Origin of the sequence: Phytopseudomonas argentinensis, assembly GCF_900113905.1 — a bacterium.
Classification (GTDB): Bacteria; Pseudomonadota; Gammaproteobacteria; order Pseudomonadales; family Pseudomonadaceae; genus Aquipseudomonas; species Aquipseudomonas argentinensis.
In genome coordinates this window covers 515,587-528,714 of the sequence record NZ_FORC01000004.1, presented here as the reverse complement: position 1 = coordinate 528,714, position 13,128 = coordinate 515,587, and the positions used below count along the sequence as shown (strand labels likewise).

The 13,128-nt window shown below is 63.8% G+C and carries 11 protein-coding genes; 9 read left to right on the top strand and 2 right to left on the bottom strand.

Annotated elements, in window-relative coordinates:
- The first annotated feature begins 46 nt into the window (after positions 1–46).
- From prpC to prpF, 3 genes are all read left to right on the top strand, one after another.
- On the top strand, positions 47–1,207 hold the full coding sequence (gene prpC, locus BM154_RS20255) for a bifunctional 2-methylcitrate synthase/citrate synthase (protein WP_074888488.1): 1,161 nt from the start codon (positions 47–49) through the stop codon (positions 1,205–1,207).
- 18 nt (positions 1,208–1,225) lie between these two features.
- On the top strand, positions 1,226–3,847 hold the full coding sequence (gene acnD / locus BM154_RS20250) for a Fe/S-dependent 2-methylisocitrate dehydratase AcnD (RefSeq protein ID WP_074888484.1): 2,622 nt from the start codon (positions 1,226–1,228) through the stop codon (positions 3,845–3,847).
- Positions 3,848–4,012: 165 nt separating this feature from the next.
- The gene (prpF, locus tag BM154_RS20245) at positions 4,013–5,191 is read left to right on the top strand and encodes a 2-methylaconitate cis-trans isomerase PrpF (RefSeq protein ID WP_074888481.1); all 1,179 of its coding nucleotides are present in this window, start codon (positions 4,013–4,015) and stop codon (positions 5,189–5,191) included.
- A 2-nt stretch (positions 5,192–5,193) separates the two neighbouring features.
- Here the strand turns inward: prpF and BM154_RS20240 are convergent, their stop codons facing one another.
- On the bottom strand, positions 5,194–5,832 hold the full coding sequence (locus BM154_RS20240; protein ID WP_074888477.1) for a LysE family translocator: 639 nt from the start codon (positions 5,830–5,832) through the stop codon (positions 5,194–5,196).
- Between the two features lie 22 nt (positions 5,833–5,854).
- Entirely contained in the window at positions 5,855–6,673 is an 819-nt protein-coding gene (ppsR, locus tag BM154_RS20235) for a posphoenolpyruvate synthetase regulatory kinase/phosphorylase PpsR (RefSeq protein ID WP_074888474.1), read from the bottom strand.
- A 177-nt stretch (positions 6,674–6,850) separates the two neighbouring features.
- On the opposite strand from ppsR, the gene ppsA reads away from it, so the two are divergent.
- From ppsA to BM154_RS20205, 6 genes are all read left to right on the top strand, one after another.
- On the top strand, positions 6,851–9,223 hold the full coding sequence (gene ppsA / locus BM154_RS20230) for a phosphoenolpyruvate synthase (protein WP_074888471.1): 2,373 nt from the start codon (positions 6,851–6,853) through the stop codon (positions 9,221–9,223).
- Between the two features lie 143 nt (positions 9,224–9,366).
- On the top strand, positions 9,367–10,368 hold the full coding sequence (locus tag BM154_RS20225) for an alpha/beta fold hydrolase (protein WP_074888469.1): 1,002 nt from the start codon (positions 9,367–9,369) through the stop codon (positions 10,366–10,368).
- 102 nt (positions 10,369–10,470) lie between these two features.
- Positions 10,471–10,956 carry a ribonuclease E activity regulator RraA gene (gene rraA, locus BM154_RS20220; protein WP_074888466.1) on the top strand — a complete coding sequence of 162 codons (486 nt, stop codon included), beginning with the start codon at positions 10,471–10,473 and terminating at the stop codon, positions 10,954–10,956.
- A 44-nt stretch (positions 10,957–11,000) separates the two neighbouring features.
- Positions 11,001–11,996, top strand: a complete 996-nt coding sequence (locus BM154_RS20215) for a CorA family divalent cation transporter (RefSeq protein WP_074888464.1) — start codon at positions 11,001–11,003, stop codon at positions 11,994–11,996.
- Between the two features lie 54 nt (positions 11,997–12,050).
- Positions 12,051–12,299 (top strand): CrfX protein, encoded by a 249-nt coding sequence (locus BM154_RS20210; protein ID WP_074888461.1) that lies wholly within the window; start codon positions 12,051–12,053, stop codon positions 12,297–12,299.
- Position 12,300: 1 nt separating this feature from the next.
- Complete coding sequence (locus BM154_RS20205) at positions 12,301–13,125, top strand: mechanosensitive ion channel family protein (RefSeq protein WP_074888460.1); 825 nt, start codon at positions 12,301–12,303, stop codon at positions 13,123–13,125.
- The last annotated feature ends 3 nt before the right edge of the window (positions 13,126–13,128 follow it).

Here is a 13,128-nt window from a genome sequence, read left to right as displayed (position 1 = left end):
CGAACATAACAAGAAATCGTCCCCTCGCGGATGAAAGGAGAGACTGATGAGCACCACCGACACCAGCGTTGCGGGCTTCAAACCGAAGAAATCCGTAGCCCTCTCCGGCACCGCCGCCGGTAATACCGCCCTGTGCACCGTCGGCCGCACCGGCAATGACCTGCACTACCGTGGCTATGACGTGCTCGATTTCGCCAACCGCTGCGAATTCGAGGAGATTGCCCACCTGCTGGTGCACGGCAAACTGCCGACCGTGGCCGAACTGGCCGCCTACAAGACCAAGCTCAAGGCCCTGCGCGGCCTGCCGGCCGGGGTGAAGGCGGCGCTCGAGCAACTGCCGCCCTCGGCGCACCCGATGGACGTGATGCGCACTGCGGTATCCGTGCTCGGCTGCTTGGCGCCGGAGAAGGACGACCACAACCATCCGGGCGCCCGCGATATCGCCGACAAGCTGATGGCTTCCCTCGGTTCGGCACTGCTGTACTGGTACCACTACAGCCACAACGGCAAGCGCATCGAGGTGGACACCGACGATGACTCCATCGGTGGCCACTTCCTGCACCTGCTCCATGGCGAGAAGCCGCGCGAGTCCTGGGTGCGCGCCATGCACACCTCGCTGAACCTGTATGCCGAGCACGAGTTCAACGCCTCGACCTTCACCTCGCGGGTGATCGCCGGCACCGGCTCCGACCTGTTCTCCTGCATCGCCGGCGCCATCGGCGCACTGCGTGGTCCGAAACACGGCGGCGCCAACGAAGTGGCCTTCGAGGTGCAGAAACGCTACGACAGCCCGGACGAGGCCGAGGCCGATATCCGCGAGCGGGTAGGGCGCAAGGAAGTGGTGATCGGCTTCGGCCACCCGGTCTACACCGTCAGCGATCCGCGCAACAAGGTGATCAAGGAAGTGGCGCGGGAGCTGTCCGTGGAGCAGGGCAATACCAAGATGTATGACATCGCCGAGCGCCTGGAAAGCGTGATGTGGGACATCAAGAAGATGTTCCCCAACCTCGACTGGTTCAGCGCCGTGAGCTACCACATGATGGGCGTGCCCACCGCCATGTTCACCCCGCTGTTCGTCATCGCCCGTACCGCCGGCTGGTCGGCGCACGTCATCGAGCAGCGCATCGACGGCAAGATCATCCGCCCGAGCGCCAACTACACAGGCCCCGAAGACCTGAAGTTCGTGCCGCTCAAGGACCGCAAATAATCAATCATGGAAAACACCATGAACGACACCGTGAATAGCCAATACCGCAAGCGCCTGCCCAGCACCGCACTGGATTACTTCGATGCCCGCGAGGCGGTCGAGGCGATCCAGCCCGGCGCCTGGGCGAGGCTGCCCTACACCTCGCGCGTGCTCGCCGAGCAACTGGTGCGCCGCTGCGCCCCGCAGGACCTGAGCGCCGCGCTGGAGCAACTGGTCTACCGCAAGCGTGACCTGGACTTTCCCTGGTACCCGGCGCGGGTGGTCTGCCACGACATCCTTGGCCAGACCGCCTTGGTCGACCTGGCCGGCCTGCGTGACGCCATCGCCGAACAGGGCGGTGACCCGGCCAAGGTCAACCCGGTGGTGCCGACCCAGTTGATCGTCGACCATTCCCTGGCCGTCGAGGCGCCGGGTTTCGACCCGGACGCCTTCGAGAAGAACCGCGCCATCGAGGATCGCCGCAACGAGGACCGCTTCCACTTCATCGACTGGACCAAGACCGCGTTCAAGAACGTCGATGTGATCCCGGCCGGCAACGGCATCATGCACCAGATCAACCTGGAGAAGATGAGCCCGGTGATCCAGGCGCGCGGCGGCATCGCCTTCCCCGACACCTGCGTCGGCACCGACTCGCACACCCCGCACGTGGACGCCCTGGGCGTGATCGCCATTGGCGTCGGCGGCCTGGAAGCCGAGACGGTGATGCTCGGCCACCCCTCGATGATGCGCTTGCCGGATATTGTCGGCGTCGAGCTGACCGGAAAGCGCCAGCCCGGCATCACCGCCACCGATATCGTGCTGGCGCTGACCGAGTTCCTGCGCAAGGAGCGGGTGGTGGGTGCCTGGGTCGAATTCTTCGGTGAGGGGGCGGACAGCCTGTCCATCGGTGATCGCGCCACCATCTCCAACATGTGCCCCGAGTATGGTGCCACCGCCTCGATGTTCTATATCGACGGCCAGACCATCGACTACCTCAAGCTCACTGGCCGTGAGCCGGAGCAGGTGGCGCTGGTGGAAACCTACGCCAAGACCCTCGGCCTGTGGAGCGATGCGCTGAAAGCCGCCGAGTACGAGCGCGTGCTGCGTTTCGACCTGGGCAGCGTGGTGCGCAATATGGCCGGCCCGAGCAACCCGCACCGCCGCCTGCCCACCTCGGCACTGGCCGAGCGCGGCATCGCCGACGAAGCCAAGCTGCAAGCCGGCAAGGGCGAAGAGGCCCAGGGGCTGATGCCCGATGGTGCGGTGATCATCGCCGCCATCACCAGTTGCACCAACACCTCCAACCCGCGCAACGTCATCGCCGCCGGGCTGGTGGCGAAGAAGGCCAACGCCCTGGGCCTGGTGCGCAAGCCCTGGGTGAAGACCTCCTTCGCGCCGGGCTCCAAGGTCGCCAAGCTGTATCTGGAAGAAGCCGGCCTGCTGCCGGAACTGGAGAAGCTCGGCTTCGGCATCGTCGCCTATGCCTGCACCACCTGCAACGGCATGTCCGGCGCGCTCGATCCGGCGATCCAGAAGGAAATCATCGACCGCGACCTGTACGCCACCGCCGTGCTCTCGGGCAACCGCAACTTCGACGGGCGCATCCACCCCTATGCCAAGCAGGCCTTCCTGGCCTCGCCGCCACTGGTGGTGGCCTATGCCATCGCCGGCACCGTGCGATTCGATATCGAGCAGGACCCGCTGGGCTTGGATAGTGCTGGCAACCCGATCACCCTCAAGGATCTTTGGCCGAGTGACGAGGAGATCGACGCCATAGTCGCCGCCTCGGTGAAGCCCGAGCAGTTCAAGCAGATCTATATCCCGATGTTCGACCTGGGCAACGTGCAGGAGGCCGAGAGCCCGTTGTATGACTGGCGCCCGATGAGCACCTATATCCGCCGCCCGCCTTACTGGGAAGGCGCCCTGGCCGGTGAGCGCACGCTCAGGGGCATGCGCCCGCTGGCGATCCTGCCGGACAACATCACCACCGACCACCTGTCGCCGTCCAATGCCATCCTGGCCGACTCGGCCGCCGGCGAGTATCTGGCGAAGATGGGCCTGCCGGAAGAGGACTTCAACTCCTACGCCACCCACCGCGGTGACCACCTCACCGCGCAGCGCGCCACCTTCGCCAACCCGCAACTGGTCAACGAAATGGCCGTGGTCGACGGCCAGGTGAAGAAGGGTTCGCTGGCACGCATCGAGCCGGAAGGCAAGGTGATGCGCATGTGGGAAGCCATCGAAACCTACATGAAGCGCAAGCAGAACCTGATCATCATTGCCGGTGCCGACTACGGCCAGGGCTCGTCGCGCGACTGGGCGGCCAAGGGCGTGCGCCTGGCTGGGGTGGAAGTGATCGTCGCCGAAGGCTTCGAGCGCATCCACCGCACCAACCTGGTGGGCATGGGCGTGCTGCCGGTGGAGTTCCAACCGGGCACCACGCGCCTGACCCTGGGTCTGGATGGCACCGAGACCTATGACATCGAGGGCGACATTTCGCCGCGCTGCGACCTGACCCTGGTGGTCAATCGCCGCGACGGCGAGGTGCTGCGGGTGCCGGTGACCTGCCGACTGGACACCGCCGCCGATGTCAGTGTGTACAACGCAGGTGGCGTGCTGCAGCGCTTCGCCAAGGACTTCCTCGAAGGCGCGGTGGCTTGATCGCGTAGGGTGGATCACGCCTCATCGATCCACCGTGGAACCCGCCGCGGTGGATGGGAAAAGCGCCAGCGACGCGTTCCTATCCACCCTACGATTCATTGAGCGCTTAGCCCGGATGCAATCCGGGAAAAACCAGCACCATCATTTCCTATCAGGACTGCACTCATGGCTTATCTGCCGCAAGTGAAAATCCCCGCCACCTATATGCGTGGCGGCACCAGCAAGGGCGTGTTCTTTCGCCTGCAGGACCTGCCCGAGCCCTGCCAGGTACCAGGCGAGGCCCGTGACCGGCTGTTTATGCGGGTGATCGGCAGCCCCGACCCGTATGCAGCGCAGATCGACGGCATGGGCGGCGCCACCTCGAGCACCTCCAAGTGCGTGATCCTGTCGAAAAGCCGCCAGCCCGAGCATGATGTCGACTACCTCTACGGCCAGGTTTCCATCGACAAGGCCTTCGTCGACTGGAGCGGCAACTGCGGCAACCTGTCCACGGCGGCGGGCGCCTTCGCCATCCATGCCGGGCTGGTCGACCCCGCGCGGATTCCCGAGAACGGCACCTGCGTGGTGCGCATCTGGCAGGCCAACATCCAGAAAACCATCATCGCCCATGTGCCGGTCACGGGCGGGCAGGTGCAGGAAACCGGCGACTTCGAGCTCGATGGCGTGACCTTTCCGGCGGCGGAGATCGTGCTGGAATTCCTCGACCCGTCCGACGACGGCGAGCAGGGCGCCTCGATGTTTCCCACCGGCAACCTGGTCGATGACCTCGAAGTGCCCGGTATCGGTACTTTCAAGGCGACCATGATCTCTGCGGGTATTCCGACCATATTCGTCAATGCCGCGGACATCGGCTATCAAGGCACCGAGCTGCGCGAAGACATCAACTCGGACCCGGAGCAATTGGCGCGTTTCGAGCGGATTCGTGTGGCTGGGGCATTGCGAATGGGCCTGATCAAGACGCCCGAGGAGGCGTTGACTCGCCAGCATACGCCCAAGATCGCCTTCGTTAGCCCACCGAAAAGCTACACGGCCTCGAGTGGCAAGCCGGTCGAGGCGGGCGAGATCGATCTGCTGGTGCGGGCGCTATCCATGGGCAAGCTGCATCACGCCATGATGGGCACCTGCGCGGTGGCCATCGGCACGGCGGCGGCGGTTCCGGGCACCCTGGTCAACCTTGCCGCTGGCGGCGGCGAGCGTGAGGCGGTGCGCTTCGGCCATCCCTCCGGCACCTTGCGGGTCGGCGCCCAGGCCAAGCTGGTAAATGGCCAATGGACGGTGACCAAGGCGGTGATGAGCCGCAGCGCGCGGATCCTGATGGAGGGCTGGGTACGCGTGCCGGCCTAGCGTTAATGCTGAGTCGTACTGAGCAGCAAGCCGCCAGCGCCCATAAAAAAGGCGCCGGTGGTACGGTTCAGCCGCTGCGCGCCTTTGCGGGTGCGGATGAAACGGCGGATCTGCCGGCCGAACAGGGCATAGACCAACGACGCCGCATATTCGGCCAGCAGGTAGGTGGCGCCCAGGTATATGAACTGTTCGCTTGCCGGCTCGCCGGGCTTGATGAACTGCGGGAAGATCGCGGCGAACAGAAGAATCGCCTTGGGATTGCTGATGCCGATCAGAAACTCCTGCAGCATCAGCCGGGTTACCTGCCGTTGTGGCTGCACGGCCGGCACCGCGCCGTCGAGGTCCAGGCCGCTGAACTCCCGGCTGCGCCAGGCGCTGATACCGAGATACAGCAGGTACAGCGCGCCTACCCACTTGATCACCGTGAAGGCGGTTTCCGAGGCCAGCAGCATGGCGCCCAGGCCTACGGCGGAAATGCTCAGGAAGATGGCGAACGCCGCTACGCGCCCGGTGGTGGCCAGCAGGGCCGCAGCGATGCCGTGGCGGATGCCGTTGTTCATCGCGCAAAAGTTGTTCGGCCCCGGCGTCAAGGCGATCACGAAGGCCAGCGGGGCGAACAACACGGCATCGGACAGCGTCATGGCAGGTGCCTCAAGGGGGCGGTTATTTGAAGCGTCGTTCGACGCCTTTTTCCACCAGGATCTTGGCGGAGATCTCTTCCACCGAGAAATGGGTGGAATCGATGAAGGCGATCGATTCGCGGCGAAACAGGCTTTCCACCTCGCGCACCTCGAATTCGCACTGAGCATAGCTGGCGTAGCGACTGTTGGGTTTGCGCTCGTGGCGGATGGCCGCCAGGCGGTCGGGGTCGATGGTCAGGCCGAACAGCTTCTCGCGGTACTTCTTCAGCGAGGCCGGCAGCTGCAGGCGCTCCATGTCGTCCTCGGTGAGCGGGTAGTTGGCAGCGCGAATGCCGTATTGCATGGCCATGTACAGGCAGGTGGGCGTTTTGCCGCAGCGCGAGACACCAACCAGGATCAGGTCGGCCTTGTCGTAGTAATGGGTGCGGGCGCCGTCGTCGTTATCGAGGGCGAAGTTGACCGCTTCGATACGTTCCATGTAGTTGCTGTTGTGCATGATCGAATGCGATTTGCCTACCGAATACGACGAGTGGGAGGCGAGTTCCTGCTCCAGCGGCGCCAGGAAGGTCGAGAAGATATCGATCATGAAACCCCGCGACTCGGCCAGGATGTCGTGGATCTCCTGGTTGACGATGGTGGCGAAGATAATCGGGTTGGCGCCGTCCTTGTCGGCGGCATTATTGATTTGTTGTACCATGGCGCGCGCTTTTTCCACGCTGTCCACGTAGGGCCGCGTGAGCTTGGTGAAACCGATGGTCTCGAACTGGGCCAGCAGGCTCTGCCCCAAGGCCTCCGCAGTGATACCGGTGCCGTCGGAAATGAAGTACGCGGTTCGTGTCATTGCGCAAATGGCCTATAAGCTGGGAACGAATCTTGGCTATGATAGGTCGGTTTTTTGCCGGCCCTGATGGGTTTGCATTGTTACTTATTTTCCAGGGCCAGGCCATTGTCCACCCGGCACATGCCGACGGCGTTTCCAGCCCATGAGCTTTTCCAACACTGAAGTGGAGAGATCACCTTGGCAGAGTACGTAGTTTCCCTCGATAAGCTCGGCAATCACGACGTCGAGCACGTAGGGGGCAAGAACGCCTCCCTCGGCGAGATGATCAGCAACCTGGCAGGCGCTGGCGTCTCGGTTCCCGGTGGTTTCGCCACGACGGCCCAGGCCTATCGCGACTTCCTCGAGCAGAGCGGGCTCAATGCGCAGATCCATGCGGCCCTGGATGCCCTGGATGTCGACGACGTCAATGCCCTGGCCAAGACCGGGGCACAGATTCGCCAGTGGGTGATGGAAGCTGAGTTTCCGGCCGAGCTCAACGAGCAGATCCGCAGCGCCTTCGCCGCCATGGCCAACGGCAATGACAACATGGCGGTAGCCGTGCGTTCCTCGGCCACCGCCGAAGACCTGCCGGATGCCTCCTTTGCCGGCCAGCAGGAAACCTTCCTCAACATCCGCGGCGTCGAGAACGTCATCCGCGCCGCCAAGGAAGTCTTCGCCTCGCTGTTCAACGACCGCGCCATCGCCTACCGCGTGCACCAGGGCTTCGACCACAAGCTGGTCGCCCTGTCTGCCGGCGTGCAGCGCATGGTGCGTTCGGAAACCGGTACCGCCGGGGTGATGTTCACCCTCGATACCGAATCGGGCTTTCGCGACGTGGTGTTCATCACCGGTGCCTACGGTCTGGGTGAGACCGTGGTGCAGGGCGCTGTCAACCCTGACGAGTTCTATGTCCACAAGCAGACCCTGGAGGCCGGCCGCCCGGCGATCCTGCGCCGCAATCTGGGCAGCAAGGCGATCAAGATGATCTACGGCGAGGAAGCCAAGGCCGGCAAGTCGGTCAAGGTGGTCGACGTCGAGCGCGCCGACCGTGCGCGCTTCTGCCTGACCGACGCCGAGGTCAGCGAGCTGGCCAAGCAGGCGATGATCATCGAGAAACATTACGGCCGGCCGATGGATATCGAGTGGGCCAAGGATGGCGACGACGGCAAGCTGTACATCGTTCAGGCCCGCCCGGAAACCGTGAAGAGCCGCGCCAGCGCCACGGTGATGGAGCGTTATCTGCTCAAGGAAACCGGCACGGTGCTGGTCGAGGGTCGCGCCATCGGCCAGAAGATCGGCGCCGGCAAGGTGCGTGTGATCAACGACGTTTCGGAAATGGACAAGGTCCAGCCAGGCGACGTGCTGGTCTCCGACATGACCGACCCGGACTGGGAGCCGGTGATGAAGCGCGCCAGCGCCATCGTCACCAACCGTGGTGGGCGCACCTGCCATGCGGCGATCATCGCCCGAGAACTCGGCATTCCGGCCGTGGTCGGCTGTGGCAATGCCACCCATGTGCTGCGCGATGGCCAGGGCGTAACCGTTTCCTGCGCCGAGGGTGATACCGGCTTCATCTTCGAGGGTGAGCTGGGCTTCGACGTGCGCAAGAACTCGGTCGACGCCATGCCCGAGCTGCCCTTCAAGATCATGATGAACGTCGGCAACCCGGATCGCGCTTTCGATTTCGCCCAGCTGCCCAACGCCGGCATCGGCCTGGCACGTCTGGAATTCATCATCAACCGCATGATCGGCGTGCACCCCAAGGCGCTGCTGAACATGGACGGCCTGCCGCCGGAAATCCAGGAAAGCGTCGAGAAGCGCATCGCCGGTTATCCCGACCCGGTGAGCTTCTACGTCGAGAAGCTGGTCGAGGGCATCAGCACCCTGGCTGCGGCGTTCTGGCCGAAAAAGGTCATCGTGCGCCTGTCGGACTTCAAGTCCAACGAGTACGCCAACCTGATCGGCGGCAAGCTGTACGAGCCGGAAGAAGAAAACCCGATGTTGGGCTTCCGCGGCGCGTCGCGCTACATCAGCGAGTCGTTCCGTGACTGCTTCGAACTCGAGTGCCGGGCGCTGAAGAAGGTCCGCAACGAGATGGGCCTGACCAACGTCGAAATCATGGTGCCGTTCGTGCGCACCCTGGGCGAAGCCAAGCAGGTGGTCGACCTGCTGGCCGAGAACGGCCTGGCGCGCGGTCAGGATGGCCTGAAAGTCATCATGATGTGCGAGCTGCCGTCCAACGCCATCCTGGCCGAGGAATTCCTCGAGTACTTCGACGGTTTCTCCATCGGCTCCAACGACCTGACCCAGCTGACCCTGGGCCTGGATCGTGATTCGGGGATCGTTGCGCACCTGTTCGATGAACGTAACCCGGCGGTCAAGAAGCTGCTTTCCAACGCTATCCAGGCCTGCAACAAGGCCGGCAAGTACATCGGTATCTGCGGCCAGGGGCCGTCCGATCATCCGGACCTGGCGCGCTGGCTGATGGAGCAGGGCATCGAAAGCGTGTCCCTGAACCCCGATTCGGTGCTGGAAACCTGGTTCTTCCTGGCCGAAGCCCAGCCCAGCTGATCGATTCGCGTTGAGGTGACCCGAGGGCAGGTTCTACCTGCCCTTTTTTGTGAGCAGCCGTTATGGCGGGCTAATCAGATTTAAAGTTGTTGGCTGCCGGCTGAACCCTTCCGGCAGGCAACTGTGGTGTCAGAGCGAAGAAGATGCAAAGCAGCAGTAAGTTGTTTCCCGTAGCGCTGATGAGTGCCGAGCTGCGTGGCGATTTGAGTGAAGATGTCTACCGCCTCAAACCCGGCAACAGTCCGGACTTTAGCGTCGAGCTGGCCGTGACCCGTCTTGGTCTGGCAGGGCAGGAGGACGTTCGTGGCGAGCCGGTGATCCTGCTGCATGGCAGTTTTTCCAACCGGCGTTTCTGGTACTCGCCTGGCGGCATTGGCCTGGCACCGTACCTGGCGCGTGCCGGTTTCGATGTATGGATCGCCGAGATGCGTGGCCATGGCCTGTCACCGCGCAACCTCGCTTACCGGCACAACAGCGTGGCGGACTACGCCCGTTACGACCTGCCGGCAATCGCCGCATTCGTTGCCGAGCAGAACCCTTTGCCGGCCCACTGGCTGGGCCACTCGCTGGGTGGTCTGAGCTTGGCGGCGGGCCTGGGCGGTGGTTACCTGCCGCAGGCTGGTATCGCCAGCCTCGGGCTGTTCGGTGCTGCGCTCGGCCGCCACTGGCTGCTCAAGGTGCCGCCCATCGAATGGAGCGCGCGTCTGCTGCTCAAGCGTTTCCCGGTACTGTCCGGATCGCGGCTCAAGCGCGGTCCGGAGGACGAGCCGGTCGGCATCGCCCTGGAAACCTTGCGTTGGCAGCGCTTGTTTGGTCGTTTCGGCGATGTCGAGCGAGACTGGTGGGCAGGGCTGCAGCAGGTCACCGTGCCGTTGCTGGCAGTGGCCGGCGAGGGAGATGTGCAGTGCACGCCGCAGGCCTGCCGCGGGTTGTTCGAGCAGTTCGCTGCGCCTGATCGCGAGTTTCTTAGCCTGGGTCGGGGCCAGGGCTTCCAGCAGGACTACGACCACGTGCAGATGCTGGTCAGCAAGCCCGCGCAGGAGGAAGTCTGGCCGCGGGTGCGCCGCTGGCTCGAGGGCGAACGGCAAGCGCCGCGTCACGAGGCGCAGGGGCAAAGCGGAGCGGCCATTCCTGCCGTGCCGTGATGCGGCTAAGATGAGGCTCCGCCGTCTGCGCTGCCTCGAATGTTCGAGGTGCCTTGGATAAGGCTATTCTGCAGGCTTCGAAGATCAACCAGGAGCATTGCCATGCACTACATCACGCCCGACCTGTGTGACGCCAACCCGGAGCTGGTCAGCGTCGTGGAGCCGATGTTCAGCAATTTCGGCGGCCGCGACTCGTTCGGCGGGCAGATCGTTACCGTCAAATGCTTCGAGGACAATTCCCTGGTCAAGGCCCAGGCCGACCAGCCCGGTGCCGGCAAGGTGCTGGTGGTTGACGGTGGCGCCTCGCTGCGCTGCGCATTGCTCGGCGACATGATCGCCGAGAAAGCGGCGAGCAACGGCTGGGAAGGCATGGTGATCTACGGCTGCGTACGTGACGTCGACGTGCTGGCGCAAACCAATCTGGGCGTGCAGGCGCTCGGTAGCCATCCGATGAAAACCGAGAAGCGCGGCCTGGGCGATCTCAATGTGGTGGTCACTTTCGGCGGCGTCACCTTCCGCCCCGGCGAATACCTGTATGCCGACAACAACGGCATCATCGTTTCACCACAGGCGCTGCAAGCCGAATAACCAGGTTCTTGCAGTTGCCTGGTGGTAGTCATCAAGGGGTATGGATGTTCGAGGAAGACAACGCGCAGTGGGGCCTGGTACATGGCTTCGTGCTGGACGGCAAGGGCGGGGCGCAGGCGGTGGCCCGCGAGCAACTCGACGGGCTGCAGCTCGAGCAGGGGCAGAGCTTGTGGCTGCACTGGGATCGCGGTCACCCGCAGACCCAGAGCTGGCTGCGCCGTGACAGCGGGTTGAGTGAGTTCGCCTGCGACCTGCTGCTGGAGGAGAACACCCGGCCACGAGCCTTGCCATTGCCCGACGACGAGTTGCTGCTGTTTCTGCGCGGGGTCAATCTCAACCCCGGGGCCGAGCCCGAGGACATGGTATCGGTGCGCATTTCCGCTGGCGCGCAGCGGGTGATTTCCTTGCGTCTGCGCCCGCTGCGGGCCACCGAGGATCTTATTGAAAGGCTGCAGGCGGGCAAGGGGCCGAGAACCCCCTCCGAGTTGATCCTGCAGCTCAGCGATTATCTGACCGACAAGGTCGAGGATCTGGTCACCGAACTTTCCGAGCGCGTCGACGAGCAGGAGGAGCGGGTAGATGGCAACGAGCGCACCTTGCCCGACCACGGCCTGCTGCTGCACATCCGTCGTCGCGCTGCGGGGCTGCGCCGCTTCCTGTCGCCGCAGCGTGACATCTACGCGCAGCTGACCCGCAGCCAGCTACCCTGGTTGAGCCACGAAGACGGCTTGTACTGGAACGAGCTCAATAACCGGCTGCTACGTTATCTCGAAGAGCTGGAGCTGACCCGCGAGCGTATCGGCCTGCTGCTGGAGACGGAAAATCGCCGGCTGGACGTGCGCATGAACCACATCATGTTTCGCTTCGGCATCATCACCTGCATCTTCCTGCCGATGAGTTTCGTGACCGGGCTGCTGGGTATCAACGTCGGTGGCATTCCCGGGGCAAAGAGCCCTTACGGCTTCCTGGTCGCCTGCCTGCTGATGGTACTGATCGGCTTTGGCCAGTGGTTACTGTTCCGCCGTCTGCGTTGGGTCTGATGTGACTCGACCTGCGGCCGCTTCGTCTAGCGGAGACGTTCTGTGAGGTCTGCCATGCACGATCCATTTGAAGAATCTCTGCGTGATTTGCTGAAAGCCTCGTCTTCGCCGGCGCGCGACGACGACGCCTGCCTGAACCGTGTCCTGAAAACCGCCAACCGCCAGGTGGGCGCGGGCGACCTGTTCGGCCTGATGGGGCATTGGGCTCGTGCCCTGATGATCGCCCTCAACAATGGCTCTTCCCATGTCGCACCGGTGTCACGCCGCCGTGCCTCTGCTCGTTCTTCCGATAAGGCTCAATGAAATGGAACTCGATCCCTGGACTCATAGCCTGGTCGCCGCGATGACGGCGCTGTGGACGAAAGTCGCCAGCTTCATTCCCAACCTGTTCGTGGCGCTGGTTCTGGTGCTGCTGGGTTTCATCGTCGCCAAGCTGCTCGACACGCTGCTTTCCAAGCTGCTCGGCAAGCTCGGCCTGGATCGCCTGATGGCCGGCACCGGGCTGACCAAGATCCTCGGCCGCGCAGGCTTCCAGGTGCCGGTTTCGACCCTGATCGGCAAGATCGTCTATTGGTTCGTGCTGCTGATATTCCTGGTCTCGGCTGCCGAGTCGCTCGGCCTGGAGCGCGTTTCGGCCACCCTGGATGTGCTCGCCCTGTATCTGCCCAAGGTATTCGGCGCGGCGCTGATCCTGCTCGCCGGCGTGCTGCTTGCCCACCTGCTCAGCGGCCTGGTGCGCGGCGCCGCCGAAGGTGTCGGGCTGGAGTACGCCCACGGGCTGGCGCGTCTGGCCCAGGGCCTGGTGATCATCATCAGTATCTCCGTAGCCATCGGCCAGTTGGAAGTGAAGACCGATCTGCTCAACAACGTCATCGCCATCGTGCTGATCTCCGTCGGCCTGGCAGTTGCGCTGGCGCTGGGGCTGGGCAGTCGCGAGCTGGCCAGCCAGATTCTCGCCGGCATCTACGTGCGCGAGCTATATCAGGTTGGCCAGGAAATCGAGGTAGGCGGCGTCGCGGGGCAGATCGAGGAAATCGGCACGGTCAAGACCACCGTGCTCACCGATTCCGGGGAACTGGTTTCGCTTTCCAATCGCGTGTTGCTCGAGCAGCGGGTTAGCAGCCGCTAGGGG